20 protein-coding genes and 1 rRNA gene are annotated in these 19,209 nt (G+C 63.9%); 13 read left to right on the top strand and 8 right to left on the bottom strand.

The genetic code is table 11. The features are described from left to right. The first annotated feature begins 9 nt into the window (after positions 1-9). From CFB47_RS13130 to CFB47_RS13085, 9 genes are all read left to right on the top strand, one after another. Complete coding sequence (locus tag CFB47_RS13130) at positions 10-1,500, top strand: NADH-quinone oxidoreductase subunit M (RefSeq protein WP_021162817.1); 1,491 nt, start codon at positions 10-12, stop codon at positions 1,498-1,500. A gap of 39 nt (positions 1,501-1,539) precedes the next feature. Next, positions 1,540-2,994, top strand: coding sequence for an NADH-quinone oxidoreductase subunit NuoN (nuoN, locus tag CFB47_RS13125; protein ID WP_039370611.1), 1,455 nt, complete (start codon positions 1,540-1,542; stop codon positions 2,992-2,994). Then, a complete protein-coding gene (locus CFB47_RS13120) occupies positions 2,994-3,290 on the top strand; it encodes a DUF2818 family protein (protein ID WP_046544751.1) in 297 nt (98 codons plus the stop codon). Before nuoN ends, CFB47_RS13120 begins: the two co-directional genes overlap by 1 nt. Before the next feature lie 321 nt (positions 3,291-3,611). Beyond that, the gene (locus CFB47_RS13110) at positions 3,612-4,202 is read left to right on the top strand and encodes an NUDIX domain-containing protein (protein ID WP_069248464.1); all 591 of its coding nucleotides are present in this window, start codon (positions 3,612-3,614) and stop codon (positions 4,200-4,202) included. Positions 4,203-4,338: 136 nt separating this feature from the next. Continuing rightward, positions 4,339-4,761, top strand: a complete 423-nt coding sequence (locus CFB47_RS13105) for a DUF1178 family protein (RefSeq protein WP_046544753.1) — start codon at positions 4,339-4,341, stop codon at positions 4,759-4,761. 102 nt (positions 4,762-4,863) lie between these two features. Continuing rightward, positions 4,864-6,060 (top strand): acyl-CoA dehydrogenase family protein, encoded by a 1,197-nt coding sequence (locus tag CFB47_RS13100; protein WP_089461433.1) that lies wholly within the window; start codon positions 4,864-4,866, stop codon positions 6,058-6,060. 19 nt (positions 6,061-6,079) lie between these two features. Then, complete coding sequence (locus CFB47_RS13095; RefSeq protein WP_089461432.1) at positions 6,080-7,213, top strand: acyl-CoA dehydrogenase family protein; 1,134 nt, start codon at positions 6,080-6,082, stop codon at positions 7,211-7,213. Between the two features lie 37 nt (positions 7,214-7,250). Then, positions 7,251-7,712: a MaoC family dehydratase gene (locus tag CFB47_RS13090; RefSeq protein ID WP_089425972.1), complete on the top strand. Its 462-nt coding sequence runs from the start codon at positions 7,251-7,253 to the stop codon at positions 7,710-7,712. Continuing rightward, positions 7,709-8,185, top strand: coding sequence for a MaoC family dehydratase (locus CFB47_RS13085; RefSeq protein WP_039370625.1), 477 nt, complete (start codon positions 7,709-7,711; stop codon positions 8,183-8,185). Before CFB47_RS13090 ends, CFB47_RS13085 begins: the two co-directional genes overlap by 4 nt. Before the next feature lie 47 nt (positions 8,186-8,232). Here the strand turns inward: CFB47_RS13085 and CFB47_RS13080 are convergent, their stop codons facing one another. Both CFB47_RS13080 and CFB47_RS13075 read right to left on the bottom strand, forming a co-directional pair. After that, complete coding sequence (locus tag CFB47_RS13080) at positions 8,233-8,925, bottom strand: glutathione binding-like protein (RefSeq protein WP_089461431.1); 693 nt, start codon at positions 8,923-8,925, stop codon at positions 8,233-8,235. A gap of 242 nt (positions 8,926-9,167) precedes the next feature. Then, a complete protein-coding gene (locus CFB47_RS13075) occupies positions 9,168-9,959 on the bottom strand; it encodes an oxepin-CoA hydrolase, alternative type (protein ID WP_069248459.1) in 792 nt (263 codons plus the stop codon). A 202-nt stretch (positions 9,960-10,161) separates the two neighbouring features. On the opposite strand from CFB47_RS13075, the gene CFB47_RS13070 reads away from it, so the two are divergent. Further along, positions 10,162-10,818 carry a glutathione S-transferase gene (locus CFB47_RS13070; RefSeq protein ID WP_089461430.1) on the top strand — a complete coding sequence of 219 codons (657 nt, stop codon included), beginning with the start codon at positions 10,162-10,164 and terminating at the stop codon, positions 10,816-10,818. Positions 10,819-10,860: 42 nt separating this feature from the next. On the opposite strand, the gene CFB47_RS13065 is transcribed toward CFB47_RS13070, so the two are convergent. Then, positions 10,861-12,033: a pyridoxal phosphate-dependent aminotransferase gene (locus CFB47_RS13065; protein ID WP_089456635.1), complete on the bottom strand. Its 1,173-nt coding sequence runs from the start codon at positions 12,031-12,033 to the stop codon at positions 10,861-10,863. Between the two features lie 33 nt (positions 12,034-12,066). Further along, positions 12,067-12,564, bottom strand: a complete 498-nt coding sequence (locus tag CFB47_RS13060) for a putative toxin-antitoxin system toxin component, PIN family (protein WP_089440656.1) — start codon at positions 12,562-12,564, stop codon at positions 12,067-12,069. Positions 12,565-12,621: 57 nt separating this feature from the next. Between CFB47_RS13060 and yaaA the strand changes: the two genes are divergently transcribed. Beyond that, positions 12,622-13,404, top strand: a complete 783-nt coding sequence (yaaA, locus tag CFB47_RS13055; RefSeq protein WP_089461429.1) for a peroxide stress protein YaaA — start codon at positions 12,622-12,624, stop codon at positions 13,402-13,404. 88 nt (positions 13,405-13,492) lie between these two features. Beyond that, the gene (locus tag CFB47_RS13050; RefSeq protein ID WP_089456633.1) at positions 13,493-14,647 is read left to right on the top strand and encodes a M14-type cytosolic carboxypeptidase; all 1,155 of its coding nucleotides are present in this window, start codon (positions 13,493-13,495) and stop codon (positions 14,645-14,647) included. 81 nt (positions 14,648-14,728) lie between these two features. On the opposite strand, the gene CFB47_RS13045 is transcribed toward CFB47_RS13050, so the two are convergent. The 4 genes from CFB47_RS13045 to CFB47_RS13025 all read right to left on the bottom strand — a co-directional run bounded on the left by CFB47_RS13045 (position 14,729) and on the right by CFB47_RS13025 (position 18,537). Continuing rightward, the gene (locus CFB47_RS13045; RefSeq protein ID WP_089461428.1) at positions 14,729-15,382 is read right to left on the bottom strand and encodes a BspC domain-containing protein; all 654 of its coding nucleotides are present in this window, start codon (positions 15,380-15,382) and stop codon (positions 14,729-14,731) included. Between the two features lie 138 nt (positions 15,383-15,520). After that, positions 15,521-16,195, bottom strand: coding sequence for an energy-coupling factor ABC transporter permease (locus CFB47_RS13035; protein ID WP_072440675.1), 675 nt, complete (start codon positions 16,193-16,195; stop codon positions 15,521-15,523). A gap of 75 nt (positions 16,196-16,270) precedes the next feature. Continuing rightward, positions 16,271-17,107, bottom strand: a complete 837-nt coding sequence (locus tag CFB47_RS13030) for a response regulator transcription factor (protein ID WP_089440651.1) — start codon at positions 17,105-17,107, stop codon at positions 16,271-16,273. Positions 17,108-17,319: 212 nt separating this feature from the next. Continuing rightward, positions 17,320-18,537 carry a DUF2863 family protein gene (locus CFB47_RS13025; protein WP_089440650.1) on the bottom strand — a complete coding sequence of 406 codons (1,218 nt, stop codon included), beginning with the start codon at positions 18,535-18,537 and terminating at the stop codon, positions 17,320-17,322. A 568-nt stretch (positions 18,538-19,105) separates the two neighbouring features. Between CFB47_RS13025 and CFB47_RS13020 the strand changes: the two genes are divergently transcribed. Beyond that, positions 19,106-19,209, top strand: a 16S ribosomal RNA gene (locus CFB47_RS13020); the annotation flags it as partial.

The raw sequence follows: 19,209 nt of genomic DNA, 5'->3' as shown, positions 1-19,209 counted from the left end.
GACAACTTAATGCACGCTTTTCCGATTCTCAGTACCGCGATCTGGCTGCCGATCGTTTTCGGCCTCCTCGTGCTTGCGGTGGGTAACGACAAAAATCCGGGGACGGCCCGCTGGATCGCGCTGATCGGTTCGCTGCTCGGCCTGGCGGTCACGATCCCGCTGATCACGGGCTTCGACTCGAGCACGGCTGCGCTGCAGTTCGTCGAGAAGTCGACCTGGATCGAACGCTTCGACATCGCGTATCACCTCGGCGTCGACGGCATCTCGATGTGGTTCGTCGTCCTGACCGCGCTGATCACGGTGATCGTCGTGATCGCCGCATGGGAAGTGATCACCGAGAACGTCGCGCAGTACCTCGCGGCGTTCCTGATCCTGTCCGGGATCATGATCGGCGTCTTCTCGGCGGCCGACGGCCTGCTGTTCTACGTGTTCTTCGAAGCGACCCTGATCCCGATGTACATCATCATCGGCGTGTGGGGTGGCCCGAACCGCGTGTATGCGGCATTCAAGTTCTTCCTGTACACGCTGGCCGGCTCGCTGCTGATGCTGGTCGCGCTGATCTACCTGTACACGGAAACGCATTCGTTCGACCTCGCGACGTGGCAGAACGCCAAGATCGCGATGACGCCGCAGATACTGTTGTTCATTGCGTTCTTCCTCGCGTTCGCGGTGAAGGTGCCGATGTGGCCGGTGCACACCTGGCTGCCGGATGCGCACGTGGAAGCGCCGACGGGCGGCTCGGTCGTGCTGGCTGCGATCATGCTGAAGCTCGGCGCATACGGTTTCCTGCGCTTCTCGCTGCCGATCACGCCTGACGCGAGCCACTTCCTGGCACCCGTCGTGATCACGCTGTCGCTGATCGCGGTGATCTACATCGGCCTCGTCGCGATGGTGCAGGCCGACATGAAGAAGCTGGTCGCGTATTCGTCGATCGCGCACATGGGCTTCGTCACGCTCGGCTTCTTCATCTTCAACCAGCTCGGCGTCGAAGGCGCGATCATCCAGATGATCTCGCACGGCTTCGTGTCGGGCGCGATGTTCCTCTGCATCGGCGTGCTGTACGACCGCGTGCACTCGCGCCAGATCGCCGATTACGGTGGCGTCGTCAACGTGATGCCGAAGTTCGCGGCCTTCGCGATGCTGTTCTCGATGGCCAACTGCGGCCTGCCGGGCACGTCGGGTTTCGTCGGCGAGTTCATGGTGATTCTCGCGGCCGTCCAGTACAACTTCTGGATCGCATTCGGCGCGGCATTCACGCTGATCCTCGGTGCTGCCTACACGCTGTGGATGTACAAGCGCGTGTACTTCGGCGCGGTGGCGAACGATCACGTTGCCAAGCTGAAGGACATCGGCCGTCGCGAATTCCTGATGCTGGCCGTGCTTGCCGCGTTCACGCTGCTGATGGGCCTGTATCCGAAGCCTTTCACCGACGTGATGCACGTTTCCGTGGAAAACCTCCTCTCCCACGTCGCGCAGTCGAAGCTGCCGCTGGCCCAGTAATCGCGAGCGGAGGAACTCAAGATCATGCAAAACGCCCCTATGAATGTTCTGTTGCCTGACGCGCTGGTGCTGGCCGCCATCGTCGTCGCATGGCTGAACGACACCTTTACCGGCGCCTCCGGCCGCCGCCTGACTTATCTGATCGCGGTCGTCTCGTCGGTCGTCGCCGGCGTGTGGTTCGCGGTGCAGGCACTCGACCCGCAGCAGTACTACTTCTTCTCGAAGATGGTCGTCGTCGACTCGTTCGCGAGCATGATGAAGGCTGTCGTGTCGTTCGGTTTCGCGGTCTCGCTCGTCTATTCGCGCAAGTACCTCGAAGATCGCGACATGTTCCGCGGCGACGTGTTCCTGCTCGGCATGTTCTCGCTGCTCGGTCAGCTGGTCATGGTGTCGGGCAACAACTTCCTGACGCTGTACCTCGGTCTCGAACTGATGTCGCTGTCGCTGTACGCCGTCATCGCGCTGCGCCGCGATGCCGCACAGTCGAGCGAAGCCGCGATGAAGTACTACGTGCTGGGCGCGCTCGCATCGGGCTTCGTGCTGTACGGCATCTCGATGCTGTACGGTGCGACCGGCTCGCTCGAGCTGGGCGAGGTGTACAAGGCGGTCGGCGGCAACACCGACGCAGCCGTGCTGATGTTCGGCGTGGTTTTCATCGTCGCCGGTATCGCGTTCAAGCTCGGCGCCGTGCCGTTCCACATGTGGGTGCCGGACGTCTACCAGGGCGCACCGACCGCGATGACGCTGTTCGTCGGCGGCGGCCCGAAGGTTGCCGCGTTCGCGTGGGGCCTGCGCTTCCTGGTGATGGGCCTGCTGCCGCTCGCACAGAACTGGCAGACCGCGCTCGTGATCCTGGCCGCACTGTCGCTGATCGTCGGCAACATCACGGGTATCGTCCAGCGCAACATCAAGCGGATGCTTGCGTACTCGGCGATCTCGAACATGGGCTTCGTGCTGCTCGGCCTGCTCGCGGGTATCGTGAAGGGCGACGCAACGGCGCCGGCGAACGCATACAGCTCGGCGATGTTCTACGCGATCGTCTACCTGATCACGACGCTTGGCTCGTTCGGCGTGGTGATGCTGCTCGCACGCCGCGATTTCGAAGCCGAAACGATCGACGACTTCAAGGGCCTCAACAAGCGCAGCCCGGTGTTCGCGTTCGTGATGATGGTCATGATGTTCTCGCTGGCCGGTATTCCGCCGACCGTCGGCTTCTACGCGAAGCTCGCCGTGCTCGAGGCGACCGTCAACGCAGGCCTCACGTGGCTGGCCGTGCTGGCCGTGATCACGTCGCTGTTCGGCGCGTTCTACTACCTGCGCATCGTGAAGCTGATGTACTTCGATGCACCGCAGGATACGACGCCGATTTCGGGCGATTTCTGCAAGCGCACGATCCTGGTGCTGAACGGCCTCGCGGTCGTCGCGCTCGGCCTGATCCCGAGCCCGCTGCTGACGGCCTGCCTGCAGGCAATTCGTCACACGCTGCCGCTGTAATGTCGGCAGCCGGCTGGTTTATCGTGCTGTTGGCGCTCGTCTGCGCCAACCTGCCGTTCCTGAACCAACGCCTCTTCGCCGTCGTGCCGTTCGGCACGGCGAAGAAGAGCGGGTGGGTGCGGATCGGCGAGCTGATCGTGCTGTACTTCATCGTCGGCGCGCTCGGCTTCTGGCTCGAGTCGCGCGCCGGCAACCGCTTCGAACAGGGCTGGCAGTTCTACGCGATCACGTTCAGTCTTTTCGTCGTGTTCGCGTTTCCCGGCTTCACGTTCCAGTATCTCGTCAAACGACGCTGACAAGGGCCTGTCCGCGCTAATAACAAGCTTGCGAACGCGCCTTACCGGCCGTAATGCAAGGAGTGAGGAGCGCCGTTTGGCCGCGCCAAACAAGCGACGATCGACGCCGCAGTACGGCCGGTAAGGCGCGTTCCCCTGATTGGAAAAATGCTGTATGGGGGCTGGCCGCCAGAAGGGCCGATCGCTGCGTCATGCTCCTCGCGAATACGTCGAGTATTCGCTTCGTCGCATTCCTTGCGCTCGGCCCTTCTGGCGGCCAGCGCAAGCTTGTTATTAGCGCGGACAGGCCCTTGGCCGTCGCGCTCAATTTTGGAGCCGCCGATGGCCGAACTACCCAATCACGACGCCGCACTGACCGAAACCTGCCTCGAAAGCGAGGCGATCTTCGACGGCGCGTTCCTCAAGCTCAAGCGCGATACCGTCCGTCTGCCGGATGGCAAGAAGGCCACGCGCGAATACGTCCAGCATCCGGGCGCGGTGATGGTGATCCCGCTGTTCGACGACGGCCGCGTGCTGATGGAAAGCCAGTATCGCTACCCGATCGGCAAGGTGATGGCCGAATTCCCGGCCGGCAAGCTCGATCCGAACGAAGGCGCGCTCGCATGCGCGGTGCGCGAACTGCGTGAAGAAACCGGCTACACGGCACGCGAGTACGTGTTCCTGGCCCGGATTCACCCGATCATTTCCTATTCGACCGAATTCATCGACCTGTACCTGGCGCGCGGGCTGACGGCCGGCGAGCGCAAGCTCGATGAAGGCGAATTCCTCGAGACCTTCACTGCGACGCAGGCCGACCTGCAGGAATGGGTGCGCACGGGCCAGATCTCCGACGTGAAGACGATCATCGGCACGATGTGGCTCGACAAGGTGCTGTCCGGCACGTGGCCGCTCGGGCCGGTCCTGACGCCCTGAGCGCGGCGTCAGCAACGGGTGGGGCGCCGCGTTACAATCCGGTGACGCGGCGCCGCCGCGTCGCGCGACCGATATTTAGCACGACCGTTCACAAAACCGCTTTTTGCGCTACACTCGCCACACGCCCTGATTCAGCATGAAGGTCCTCGATTTACAGTGCCCGCACGGTCATCGGTTCGAAGGCTGGTTCGCTTCCGCCGATGAATTCGAAGCGCAGTTGTCCCGCAAGCTGGTTGAATGTCCGGTGTGCGGAACGACCGAGGTCAACCGTCTGCCGTCGGCGCCGCGCCTGAACCTGTCGGGCGCGACGCAGGCCCAGCCGGTCGATTCGCGTGCACTGCAGGCGCAGGTAATGCGTGCGCTGCGCGAGGTGCTGGAGAAAACCGAGAATGTGGGCGAGCGCTTCGCTGAGGAAGCGCGGCGCATCCATTACAACGAGGCGCCGGCACGCAGCATTCGTGGCGTCACGACGCCCGAAGATGCGCAATCCTTGGCCGAAGAAGGCATCGACGTGATGCCGCTGCCGATTCCTGCCGCGCTCAAAGAACCGCTGCAATGACATTGCAGTGAGTCCTTGCCGGGCCGGACGGCTGCGGACAGCCTTGCATGGGACCGGACTAACCGCTGAAGCGCTAACTCCGGTCGACAGGAGACACTGCGCATGGATCTGGATTACTCCCCCTCGGACGACGCGTTCCGCGTCGACGTCCGCGCCTGGCTCGAGGCCAACCTGCCTCACGCACTGCGCGCCAAAGTACTCGATCACAAACGACTCGATCGCGAGGATTTCGCGAGCTGGCACCGGATTCTCGGCCAGCGCGGCTGGTCTGCGCCCGCGTGGCCGGTCGAATATGGCGGCCCGGACTGGAACGCGACGCAACGACACATCTGGGAAGAGGAGTGCGCGCGGATCGGTGCGCCGACCGTGCTGCCGTTTGGCGTATCGATGGTCGCGCCGGTGCTGATGAAATACGGCAGCGAAGCGCAGAAACGTCATTATCTGCCGCGCATTCTCGATGGCACCGACTGGTGGTGCCAGGGCTATTCGGAGCCGGGTTCGGGATCCGACCTCGCGTCGTTGCGCACGCGCGCGGAGCGCCAGGGCGACCACTACGTCGTCAATGGCCAGAAGACCTGGACGACGCTCGGCCAGTACGCCGACATGATGTTCTGCCTCGTGCGCACCGATCCGGCCGCGAAGAAACAGGAGGGCATCTCGTTCCTGCTGATCGACATGAAGACGCCCGGCATCACGGTGCGCCCGATCGTCATGCTCGACGAGGACCACGAGGTCAACGAGGTGTTCTTCGAGGACGTGAAGGTGCCGGTCGAGAATCTCGTCGGCGACGAGAACCGCGGCTGGACCTACGCGAAATACCTGCTTGGCCATGAGCGCACCGGCATCGCGCGCGTCGGCGGGTCGAAGCGCGAGCTCGCGTTCCTGAAGCGTGTGGCGTCGAACCAGCGCAAGAACGGCAAGCCGTTGCTCGCCGATCCCGTGTTCGCCGCGAAGGTCGCGGCGCTCGAGGTCGAGCTGATGGCGCTGGAGGTGACGGTGCTGCGCGTCGTCAGCCGCGAGACGAGCGGCAAGGGGCCCGGCCCCGAGGCGTCGATGCTGAAGATCAAGGGCACGGAAGTGCAGCAGGCGCTCACCGAGTTGATGGTCGACGCGATCGGCCCGCTCGCCGCGCCGTTCGACGTACCGTTCCTCGACGGCCAGCGCGAGCACAGCATCGCGGGCGACGACGATGCGGCACCCCTTGCCGCGTACTACTTCAATTATCGGAAGACGTCGATCTACGGCGGCTCGAACGAGATCCAGAAGAACATCATCGCGCAGATGATTCTGGGGCTGTGATCAGGGAACGGAGACAACCATGGATTTCAGCTTTACCGATGAGCAGCAGCAGTTTGCCGACGCGCTGCGCCGTTATCTCGGCGAGCAATACGGCTTCGAAGCGCGGCAGGCAATCGTGCGCAGCGATGCGGGTGTGTCGGACACGCAATGGAGTGCGTTCGCGGAACTGGGGTTGACCGCGCTGCCCGTGCCGGACGCGCAGGGTGGCTTCGGCGGCGGCCCGGTCGACATGCTGGTCGTGATGCAGGAACTCGGCCGTGCGCTCGTGATCGAGCCGTACTGGGCAACGGCGGTGGGCGTCGAGGCCTTGCGCATTGCCGGTTCCGGCGCGGGTGAGGATGCGGCGCTGCTGGAAGCCGTCGCGCAGGGGCAAAAGCGCGTGGCAGTCGCGTTCCACGAACCGCATGCGCGCTACGACCTGTTCGAACTCGACACGCATGCGCGCGAGCAGAGCGGCACGTACCGGCTGACCGGCACGAAGTCGGTCGTTCAGCATGGCGCACAGGCGGATGCGTGGATCGTGCCCGCACGCGTCGATGGTGGCGGCATCGGCCTCTTCGTCGTCGAACGGGATGCCGCGAACGCGAAGGTGGTCGACTACCGGACGATCGACGGCCAGCGTGCCGCGACGATCGGGTTCAATGAAACGCCGGCGCGACTGCTGACGGGTGGAGCGCGCGACGCTGCGGCCCTCGAGCAGGTTGCCGATTACGCGACGTTCCTGCTGTGCGCGGAAGCGGTCGGCGTGCTCGACGAACTGAATCGCGCGACGGTCGAATACACGAAGACGCGCGAACAGTTCGGCGTGCCGATCGCGCGCTTCCAGGCGCTGCAGCACCGGATGGTCGACATGCTGATCCATGCCGAACAGGCGCGTTCGCTGACCTACCTGGCAGCCGTACGCTACGCGAGCGGCGATGCCGATGCGCGGCGCAAGGCCGTGTCGGCCGCGAAAGCGCGTGTCGGCGCCGCCGCGCGCTTCGTCGGCCAGCAGGCCGTCCAGCTGCACGGCGGCATGGGCGTGACCAACGAGGTCGCCGCCGCGCACTTGTTCAAGCGGCTGACGATCATCGAGACGACGCTCGGCGACACCGATCATCATCTTGCCCGCATCGCGGCGCTGCCCGATTTCGCGCAGACCGACGCAGCATGACGGCGACGCGCGAGCGCACCAGACAAGGAGACACCGAGTGGGCATCAGTTATGAAGACCTGGTGGTCGGCAGTACCACCGAAGTGGGCCGTTACACGTTCGAACCGGACGACATCAAGGCGTTCGCACAACGCTATGACCCGCAGCCGTTCCACCTCGACGAAGAAGCCGGAAAAGCATCGCATTTCGGCGGACTCGTCGCGAGCGGATGGCATACGTGTTCGGTGTTCATGAGCCTGCTCATCAAGAAGCTCGGGTCGGACTCGACGAGCATGGGCTCGCCGGGCATCGATTCGATCCGCTGGCTCAAGCCGGTGCGCGCCGGCGACACGATCACGATGTACCAGAAGGTTCATGACAAACGCGTATCGGAGAGCAAGCCCGATCGCGGCATCGTGTCGACGGAATGGGTCGGCGTGAACGGCGCCGGCGAGACGGTGATCACCGTGCATACCAAGGTGATCTTCGGGCTGCGCCATCCGGGAGGTACGCAGGCATGACCGACGTGACCTTGCCGCTGATCGCGTCGGCGCAGGCGCTGCAGGCGCGAGTCGGCGCGGAGCCGCTCGCGAGCGGCTGGATCGCGATCGACCAGCGTCGTGTCGATGGCTTTGCCGATGCGACCGGCGATCATCAATGGATTCACGTCGATCCCGAACGCGCGCGGCGCGAGTCGCCATTCGGCGGCCCGATCGCGCACGGGTTCCTGACGCTGTCGCTGATTCCGGCGTTGATGGCCGATGCGATGCGTTTCGAGCAGAAGATGGGGGTGAACTACGGGCTGAACCGCGTGCGGTTCCTGAAGCCGGTGCCGGTCGGTGCGCGTGTGCGTGCGCTGTTTGCGGTAAAGGAAACCGCCGAGGCCGCGCGGGACGGTGTGCAGGTGACGTGGTCGGTGACGATGCAGGTCGAGCGTCCCGATGTGCCGCTGCCCGTCTGCGCGGCGGAATTCATCACGCTGCATTACTTCTGAAGCGGGGAGCGGCATGCACGGATGCCGCTCCGCCCGTCACATGCGTGTCAGTGCTTCGCGTATTGCGTCGCACCGAACAGCACCTCGCGTGCCTTGTCGTCCTGCAGCGCCTTGCGCATCGACGCGAGCACTTCGACACCGCGTTGCACGGCCGGTCGCGCGGCGATCGCCTCGTGCCAGCGTTTCACGTTCGGCAATTCGTCGAGCACGATGCCCTGGTTCTGCCACGAGCGCGTCCACGGGAACGTCGCAATGTCCGCGATCGTGTACGCGTCGCCTGCGAGATATTCGGATTCGCCGAGGCGCTTGTCCATCACGTTGTACAGGCGTTTTGCCTCGTTCGTGTAGCGGTTGACCGCATACTCGATCTTCTCCGGCGCATACAGGCGGAAGTGGTGCGCCTGCCCGAGCATCGGGCCGACGCCGCCCATCTGGAACATCAGCCATTCGAGCGTCGCGTAGCGTGCGGCCGGATCGGTCGGCAGGAACTTGCCGGTCTTCTCCGCGAGGTAGACCAGGATCGCACCCGATTCGAACAGCGAGATCGGCTGGCCGCCGGGGCCGTCCGGATCGACGATCGCGGGGATCTTGTTGTTCGGGCTGATCTTCAGGAATGCCGGCTTGAACTGGTCGCCCGCACCGATATCGACCGGAAGGGCACGATAGGCGAGGCCCGTTTCCTCGAGCATGATGTGCACCTTGTGGCCGTTCGGGGTCGCCCAGCTATAGACGTCGATCATCGTGAACTCCTTTGTTGCATGCGGAAACGGCGCAGGCAGCGCCGCGACAGGCGGTCATTAGAGCATGGATCGATGCGGGCTGCTGGCGACGGGAACGTGCGTGCAGATGCGTGTGCTTGCGTGTTGCGCTAAGTGGCGCCGGGGGCGATTGCGTGTCGTCCCGAGTCGTCGAGATGGCGGCGTCGCCGTGCCGCATCGGGTCGATGCGGTGGCAACAGGTCAATTCGAAAGCGCACGACCGCTCAGCGCTTGTAGCGGGGCGGGCGTTTCTCGAGAAATGCGGTGATGCCTTCGAGCCCGTCCGCATGATGCAGCGATGCGACGAAATGATCGCGCTCCGTGGCGAGATGCGCGTCGAGCGGTTGCGTCGTCGCGTCGTCGAGAAGCGACTTGATGCGCGTGAGTGCGTTCGGCGAGATGCCGGCGAGCGCGTCGGCCCATGCCAGGGCATCGGTCAGTGCCGCGCCGGGCACGGCGAGCCGGTTGACGACGCCGAGCGTGTGCAGACGTTCGGCTGCAACAGGCTTGCCTTCGAACAGGATCTCGGCCGCGATCGCACGCGGCAGCGCGCGGGCGATGAACCACGAACCGCCTCCATCGGGCGTCAGGCCGACACGCGCATACGACATCACGAACTTCGCATCGTGCGCGGCGACGATCAGGTCGCACGCGAGCGCGAGCGAGAAGCCCGCGCCGGCCGCGGCGCCTTCCACCGCTGCGATCACCGGCTTCGTCGAGGCGTGGATCGCCGTGACCCAGGCGGCGAGCTGATCGATGCTGTCGGCCTGGTAGGACGGATCCTTCGAGCGGTTGTCGAGCAGCCGGTTCAGATTGCCGCCCGCGCAGAAGAAGCGATCGGCGCCGGTGAGCACGACCGCGCGAATCCCGGGATCCCGTTCGGCTGTGGCAAGCGCTTCGATGCCGGCCGCGTACATGTCGGGATGCAGCGCATTGCGCGCGCCGGGGTTGGATAGCGTGAGGACGAGCGTCGATTCGCTCTCGGGCGGACGCGAGGCCAGCAGTTCAGCACTCATGCGAGCGTGTCTCCATCGGATGGCGGGGCTGCGGCAGCGGACATCTAGCCCGTGCTGATGCGGACGCTGTCGTAGCGGATGTATTGTTGTCGTGACGGACGCAAAACTTGCTTTAGACTAGCACGAACGTGCTTTTCAGCGCGATGAATCCCGATGCGGCCGATATCGATGCGGCCGCGCTTCAGCAAGGAAGGAGACCCCGATGCTACAGCTGTGCGGTATTCCGTTGTCCAACTATTACAACAAGGTGAAGTTCGTCTTGCTCGAGCACGACATTCCGTTCGAGGAGTCGGTATGCGGATTGCCGGTCAGCGATCCGGCACAGCTCGCCGATTCGCCGCTCGGCAAGATTCCCTTTCTGAAGACCGAAGAAGGCGCGCTGTTCGAGTCGCAAGTGATCATCGAGTACCTGGCGGCGCGCTATCCCGAAAAAGGCATTTTCCCGGCGAGCCCGTTCGCGGCCGCGAAGGTGCGCGAACTCATCGAGACGCTCGAACTGTATCTCGAGTGGATGGCGCGTGAGGTCTACACCGAAGCGTTTTTTGGCGGCAAGGTCAGCGACGGGATGAAGGCGCACGTCGAGAAGCGCCTGCCGCGCGCGATCGATGCATTCAAGCAGATGACGCGGTTTTCGCCGCATGTGCTTGGCGAGTCGTTCGGCCTCGCGGACATCGCCGCGTGGGTTCATCTGCCGGTCATCGGCATGGCGACGAAAGCCGTATTCGGGCGAGATTTCCTGCTCGATGCAGGCATCGACTGGAAGGCGCACGTGAAGAAGGTGGGCGAGCGCCCTGCCGCGCAGCGCGTGGCGGCCGAGCGCAAGGCGTATATCGACGCGACGAGCGTCGCGCGGTCGTAAGCGCGGTTCCCGCAGGGCGGCGTGCGACCGCCCGTGCGGGCCTTACAGGCGGGCGAGCCGTTCGAGCGCGGACGCGAGCGTGCTTTCCTGCTTCGCGAAGCAGAATCGGACGACGCCCGATTCGTGCGGCTCGTGATAGAACGCCGACACCGGAATGGCGGCCACGCCGATCTCCGACGTGAGCCACTTCGAGAATTCCGCTTCCGGCAGGTCGCTGATCGCCGAATAATCGACGCACTGGAAGTACGTGCCCGTGCAGGGCAGCAGCTTGAAGCGGGTGCGCTCGAGGCCGGCGCGGAAGAAATCGCGCTTCTTCTGGTAGAAGTCGGCAAGTGTCAGGTACGGCGCCGGGTCGCGCAGGTAGTCGGCGAGCCCGATCTGCATCGGCGTGTTCACCGTGAACACGTTGAACTGGTGGACCTTGCGGAATTCCGCGGTCAGCGCGGCAGGCGCCGCGACATAGCCGACCTTCCAGCCCGTCACGTGATAGGTCTTGCCGAAGCTCGACACGATGAAGCTGCGCGCGGCGAGTTCCGGATAGCGCGCGACGCTCTCGTGGCGCGCGCCGTCATAGACCATGTGCTCGTAGACCTCGTCGGACAGGATCAGCACGTTGGTGCCGCGCACGATCTCCTCGAGCTTGTGCATGTCCGACTCGCGCCACACGGTCCCCGTCGGGTTATGTGGCGTGTTGATCAGGATCATGCGCGTTTTCGGCGTGATCGCGGCCGCCAGACGGTCGAACGGGATCGCGTAGTCGGGCGCTTCCAGCGTGACGAACACGGGCTTGCCGCCCGCGAGTTCGATCGACGGCAGGTAGCTGTCGTAGGTCGGTTCGACGACGATCACTTCATCACCCGGATGCACCGTGCACATGATCGCGGTCAGCAACGCCTGCGTCGCGCCGGCCGTCACGGTGATTTCGGTCGCCGGATCGTAACGCCGGCCGTAGACCTGCGCGATCTTGTCCGCGATCGCGTCGCGCAGCGGCGCGACACCGGCCATCGGCGGATACTGGTTGTGCCCGTTGCGCATCGCGGCGGCCACCGCATCGATGATGCGCGGATCGCAGTCGAAATCCGGAAAGCCCTGGCCGAGGTTCACCGCGCCTTTTTCGGCGGCAAGCGCGCTCATGACCGTGAAGATCGTCGTGCCGACGTTCGGCAGGCGCGAGGGGAAAACGGGAGTCGTTGGCATGTCTGAAGGAGCGTTCATCGATACGGTCGAAATCGGGTGGTGCGGCGTAGGTCAGGCCGGCGTGGTCGTCGTGTCCGGCGCGGCGTCGAGCGAGCAGGCCTCGGTAAATGGCGCGGGCTGCGCGATCCGGAAGCCGAAGTCGCGTGCGGTGCGCTTCGCGAGCTTCAGCAGCGCGCGGTCTTTCGATACGAGCCACTCGGCCTGCGCGGCGCGGGCGAGTTCGAGAAACTTCTGGTCGTCGCGGTCCTTGCACTTCGGCAGCGGCGGCGCGTCGGCGTCGACGGGCGGCGGCTCGACGAGGCTCGCGAGCCGGGCGACGGTCGCGAGTGCGGCCGCCTTGTCGATGGCGCGCGACTGGAACTGCGGATAGTCGAGCACGTATTCGAGCTCGGTCAGGCAGCGGCCGTCGATCACGGCGGCCAGCGCGCCGCGTTCCAGCGCGGCCCGGATCGGGCGCGTAGCGGGGTCGTCGAATACGAGGATGTCGATCCAGACGTTCGAGTCGAGCACGACGCGGTGCGCGGCGTGCGGGGCGAGAGAGCGGGTCATTCGTTACAATCGGTGGTTTTCGTCTGACCGCAAGGCACGGCGTGCCAGCGAGCCTCTATGATAATCGTTCTCTCTCCAGCCAAATCCCTCGACTACGATACGCCCGCGCACGTCCAGTCTTACACGAAGCCTGCATTCGTCGACGACGCGTCCGAGCTGATCGACGGCCTGCGCAAGTTGTCGCCGCAGGATATCGCAACGCTGATGGATATTTCCGATCCGCTCGCGCGCCTGAATTTCCAGCGCTACGCGGATTGGTCGCGGACCTTTACGCCGGCCAACGCGAAGCAGGCCGTGCTCGCGTTCAACGGCGACGTCTATGAAGGTTTCGACGCGAAATCGCTGTCGTCCGCCGATCTCGACTATGCGCAGCAGCACGTGCGCGTGCTGTCGGGCCTGTACGGGCTGCTGCGTCCGCTCGACCTGCTGCAGCCGTACCGGCTCGAGATGGGCACGCGCTTCGCGAACGCGCGCGGCAAGGATCTGTACGCGTTCTGGGGTGACCGCATCACGCGGGCGCTGAACGAACAGCTCGAAACGCATAGCGGCGCGGCGCGCGTGCTGGTCAACTGCGCGTCGACCGAATACTTCAAGTCGGTCAAGCCGAAACTGCTGGTCGCACCGGTCATCACGCCGGTGTTCGAGGACTGGAAGGGCGGCCGCTACAAGATCATCAGCTTCCATGCGAAGCGTGCGCGCGGCCTGATGGCGCGTTTTATCGTCGAGAACCGTATCACCGACCCGAAGGCGCTGAAGGATTTCGCGACGGAAGGCTATGCGTTCGATGCGGCCGCGTCGAACGATTCGACTTACGTATATCGCCGGCGAGTCGGCGAGTGACCCTGCCGGCCGTTCACGAGACGGCCGGCGCATGCATGAGGCCGGGCAAGCGCTACACCGCCTGTTCCGGTCGCCCCAGGAGAGACAGATGGCCCTTTCGATCACCAGCAATTTCGACGCAGGCGCAATCGACGTCGTGTCGTGCGACGGCCCCGATGCGATTCGGCTGCGTGTGCGCGGCGACACCCGCTCGGAATTCGCGCAATGGTTTTACTACCGCTTGACGGGCGCGCGCGGCGAGCGCTGCGTGATGACGTTCGAGAATGCTGCCGAATGCGCGTATCCGTCGGGCTGGCGCAATTACAGCGCGGTGGCGAGCTATGACCGGGTCGACTGGTTTCGCGTGCCGACGACGTTCGACGGCAAGACGATGACCATCGACCATACGCCGGAATTCGACAGCATCTACTACGCGTATTTCGAACCGTACTCGGAAGAGCGTCACGCCGCGTTTCTCGGTGCGGTCCAGCAGTTGCCGCAGGCGAGCGTCGTCGAACTCGGCCGCACGGTTGAAGGTCGCCCGATGTCGCTGCTGACGCTCGGTACGCCGGAAACCGACGGCGCGCCGAAGAAGAAGGTGTGGATCATCGCGCGCCAGCATCCCGGCGAGTCGATGGCCGAATGGTTCGTCGAAGGCCTCGTCAAGCGGCTGGCCGGATGGGGCGACTGGGCAGGCGACCCGGTCGCGCGCAAGCTGTACGATCGTGCGACGTTCTATATCGTCCCGAACATGAACCCGGACGGCAGCGTGCATGGCAACCTGCGCACCAATGCCGCAGGCGCGAACCTGAACCGCGAGTGGATGGCGCCCGATGCCGAGCGCAGCCCCGAGGTGCTGGCCGTGCGCGATGCAATCCATGCGATCGGCTGCGACATGTTCTTCGACATCCACGGCGACGAGGATCTGCCGTATGTGTTCGTTGCCGGATCCGAGATGCTGCCGAGCTTTACCGAGCAGCAGGGCAAGGAGCAGACCGCGTTCATCGAAGCGTTCAAGGTCGCGAGCCCGGACTTCCAGACTGAGCACGGCTATGCCGCAAGCAAGTACAAGGAGGACGCGCTCAAGCTCGCGTCGAAGTACATCGGCCATCAGTTCGGCTGTCTGTCGCTGACGCTCGAGATGCCGTTCAAGGACAACGCGAACCTGCCCGACGAACGCGTCGGCTGGAACGGCGAGCGAAGCGCGGCGCTCGGCGCGGCGATGCTGGCGGCGATCCTGGTGCACGTCGACACGTTTGCGTAAGCGTAGCGTCGCCGTATGAAAAAGCCGGGGCATCTCAGGATGCCCCGGCTTTTTTACTTCTGTGGATGTCGCTTCGGCGGATCAGGACTTCTTCGCGGTCTTCTTCACGACTTTTTTCTGGCCGCTCGACTTTTTCGTGCCGACGGCCTTCTTGCTGCCGGTACGGCCCGATGCCTTTGCCTTGCCCTTGCCTCGGTGCGACTTGCCCTTGAATTTCTTCGTCGAGGACGAGGAGCGCTCGACGCGCGGCTTAAGCGGCGGAACCGGGTCGTTCCAGCTGAACGCGAGCATCTGCTGACCGACATAGCCGCATCGGAATTTCAGCGGCGTCGGGTCGCCGCCGTCGCTATGGACGCCGAGGCCGTCGACCGTGACGATATTGTCGACCTTCACGCGCTGCTTGCCCTGGTCGAACGAGTCATTCCATGGCGTGATAGTCGCGTTGCCGCTGTCGAATGCGTTCGGCGCGAAGTCGACGCGGTCGAAGGCCGACGACGTGCTGGCGATGAAACTGCCGTGCGCTGCACAATCGGCGGCGAGCGGATCGGCATGCATTTCGTTGACGAATTTGTTGATCAGTTCGGAGCGCTGGTCGAGCAGATCGGCGAATGCCGGTGTCGGAAGCGCAAGCGACAGGCCCGCAATGCAGGCTGCCAGCTTGCCGAGCGCCCGGAAAATCCGGAGCGACGCAGGAGAGCTGTCCATCTGGTTATTGGTGAGGAGCGAATGAGACATCGGGCACGTATAGATGCCCGATGAAGAACCGGAGTTCAATCTTAGCGTAAAAAAGTTGTGCGGCAGTAGATGTCGCATTCTGCCGTACTGAGCGAGGAGGGGCGGCGCGTGATGACGGCGCCGTTGCCGGAGGGCAATTCAGGCGCGCGGGCCGCCGAGACGATAGCGCCGGACGTCGAAGGTCGTGACCCACGCGGGACGATAGACAGCGATGAGTGCGGTTGCCATGCCGGTGAACCATGCTTCGCCAAGCGCGAGAAGCGCGGTGTTCAGCAGATAGCCGGCCGGAATCACGACGGGAACGCCATCCGCGAGCGCGAGTTGGACCCCGGCAGCGGCAGCGGCGACCGCGATGATCGCGATGGCGGGCGACAGGAATCCCTGGCCGGTAATGAACGACGCGAGATTGTGCGGCAACCATGCGAGTGCGGCGCGCTGCAGCAAGGCCGACACGGCGACCGGCAGCGCGCCGTAGATCAGATAGGTCAGGCCAATGCCCTGCCAGGGCGCATCGAAGATGATCGCGGCGACCGCCGTGACAGCGCCCATCGCGATCAGTGCGAGTGTCCAGTCGAATAGCGTGACGAGCAGCGTCGCGCCAAGCAGATGCATGACGATGCCATCGTCGAGCCACGCATTCGAGGCCCAGAGGACCGCAATGGCGGTGACGAGCGCGAGCCACACGTGCTGGAGCGTGGCGTCCTGCAGGCGCACGAAGGGACGATTCCAGATCGCGAGCGCGAGCAGGGCCACGGCGGCGATCCAGCCACCGATGCCAACCCAGAGCGGAAGCGGTGTGAAAAGAAAACCCATGCGTCCATATTACTCGTTGAGCATCAAAGGTGGGAATCCGCACACACCGACCGTCGCAATATCGAGACTGTTTGGCTAGCGTTCGCGCCGGAACCGCGCCGGCGGCTCGGCGGCGATCGGCAGGTCCTGCGCGCTATCGATCGAGGCCGGCAACGGGTACGGGCGGTTACTCCGTTGCGTACGCAGCGGAACCGGGCCCTGTTCGCCGATGGGCGGCTTGCGCGCACGACTGCGATTCGCCAACAGCACCTCGAGGTGGGGCGACAGCCAGCCGTTGTAGATGGCGACCGCGGCGGCCCGGTTGGCGGCACCAAGCTGCTGGAAGATGCTGGCGAGGTGGATCTTGACGGTGCCTTCGCTGATGCCGAGTGTGCGAGCGATCATCTTGTTGGTGCTGCCCATGTGGACGAAGCGCATGATCTGCGCTTGTCGCGGCGACAGGAGGCCGCTTGGCGGCCGCCGGGGAAGCGACCCGGCGAGCGTCTGGAAATGGGCATCGTAGCGCGCCGCAGCAGTGGAAGGCAGCAGGCGCAGGGCGATCGGCGGAATGTAGTGTCCGCCCAGCAGTACGATCTCGAGCGCACGCACGATCAGGTGTGGCCGCGTGGAATGCGGGATCACGCCGGCGACACCGTAGTTGAAGAAGCGCTGGATGGCCTCTGGCGATGTTTCGTCGACGAGGACGGCGACCGGTGTCGGCGAGCACGCGCTGCACAGCGCCTGAAGCTCGCTGAGCCGGCCGACGTCGAGCCAGTCGATCGCGACCAGGTCGAAACGCTGGTTGCGCAGTAGCCGGCGCGCCTGAAAACTGTCGGGCACATCGTTGATGCCGGCGTGACGGTCGATCTGTCGCAACAGGGCCTTCAGTCCGTCACGCCGCTCGGCGTCTGAATTGAGCATCAGGAACCGCATATTCAACCTCCGTAATGTGAGCCATTGATCTGCCGTCTGGCATGCCTTGGGTCTGATAATGACAAAGACCTTACACGATGTCTGCTTGGCTGAAAGGCTTAGGAAAAGTATGAAATTTCGGGCGGCGGGAGGACAGACAAGTAAAAAGCCGCTCCGGCGGGAACCGTGAGCGGCTTCAGGCGGGCAGGCCGTCGGGCCTGCTGTGCTGCGGATTAGTGGAAGTGCGGCTGGGCGGGGGACGCGTCTTCCGGCATTTCCGCGTGGACGATTTCACCGAGCGGATCTGCATAGAGCGGCACGCCGCAGTCATCGCAATATTCGGGTTCGAAGCGCCCGGCGTGCCGCCGGACGTCGGTTACGCCGCATTCCTTGAGCAGACTCACGATTTCCTCGACCGGTCCTTCGATCGGCGCTTCGCCTTCGAGCGTCGCACTGTCGATCGACAAGTCGCCGTTTTCACGCCCGTAGAGCGGCCATACGACGCCGTAGATTACGTCGTTGCTGGCACGCCGCGTGAAGCCGACACGGTACTCGTCGATACGGCGTTCGCCGAAGCCGGCGACCACCGCGCGCAGCTCTTGCGGTGCCGCACCAAGTGTGTCGAATAGATAACGAATGGCCGTTCGGACCGTATGTGGACGGATACGTTCGTCCGCATCCCGGCAGGCCGAATAGTACGCGTCCGGAAGCAGGCATTCGAATTCGCAGCCGGGCAGCGCGATCGACAGGTTCGGGCCGCCTTGGGCCGTCCATTGCTCGAGGCACTGGCCGCGTTCGATCCGGCTGCCGTTTTCTTCTTCCTGCCAGCGGAACAGCGGAGCGCCGGCGGGGGCCGCAACGACGGCGAGCAGGAAGCGCGGGTCGGCGAGGATCGGCGAGGTTTCGGGCAGGTCGCCGAAGCTGAGCTTGGGCGTATGCTGGCTGATCGCCCCATGCGCGAGCTGCTGGGCGAGCCGATAGGTCTCGACGTGGTGTCGCGGCAACTGGTCGATGCTATAGAGGAACGGGGCAAGCCCGACGAGGGTGCCGTTCGCAAGGACGTGCGCCTGCAGGTGCGTTCGAAGTGCGTCGGCAACGTCGCCCTTGAGCGGGCCCGACGGAATCATGTAGCGCGTCCATGCGAGAACCGGGACGGCGACCAGCAGCGCATCGAACGGTTGGCCGTCGTGCTCGATCACCATCGACTCACTGTGCGTCTCGGCCATGTCGGCGAGCGCGCCATAGGCGTCGGGGTGATTCTGCTGCAGATGGTCGAGCGCTGCGTCGAGCGTGGTCTGGTTGCCGTTGCGGACAATCTTGGCGAGCAGCGCGTCGAGCTTCGCTTCCCAGAAGCGGTCCTCGATGCGGCTGCCCGAGGCGAAGAGCGCAAGCGACAGGCCGACCAGTTTGTCGGCATCGGGGGGGAGGCGTTTGGCGATTCGCTGGCGCATATTAAAGACGTATATAGAAAGAGGCGAAGAGCCTCACATTCTAGTCCGTTCTTTGCACCATAAGCGGTCTCGTGCCGACACATGGCCGGCTGGCCAAATTGCAGCTTTTGTAAAAAAGTTGCTTCAAACCCCTTGCGCGAATGTCGCGAGCTACCTACAATCACGCCTCTTTCGCGCTAACGGAAACGCGGCGCGGGAGAAGGGAAGCAGGGTTGGCGGTGTGCTGGAGTCTGGAGCGCGCCACTAGCCTGGAAGTTGAGCCCCGCGGTCGCAACGATGTAGTGTAAAAAGTTGTTGACGAACTGCGAAACACGGTTCATAATCTCGCTTCTCTGCTGCTGAAAACGCAGCGCTGCCGGGAAACACGAAGTTCCTCGCAGAATGCTCTTTAAAAATTAACAGCCGATAAGTGTGGGCGCTTGATGGAAGCGAGCTGATCCTCGGATCAAATAGCGAAAGTATCAAGAGTCTCACACTAAAGTAAGTCAGGTTTATGAAGTAATTCATTTACCTGTCAGCTTTGAGTGAGCGACCGGTTCTTAACTGAACCGAAAACAGTAACAGGTTTAAACTGAAGAGTTTGATCCTGGCTCAGATTGAACGCTGGCGGCATGCCTTACACATGCAAGTCGAACGGCAGCACGGGTGCTTGCACCTGGTGGCGAGTGGCGA

Source organism: Burkholderia sp. AU27893 (assembly GCF_002223205.1).
Lineage (GTDB): Bacteria > Pseudomonadota > Gammaproteobacteria > Burkholderiales > Burkholderiaceae > Burkholderia.
Note: the sequence above shows the minus strand (reverse complement) of the source record. Positions and strands in the feature narration are given on the sequence as shown.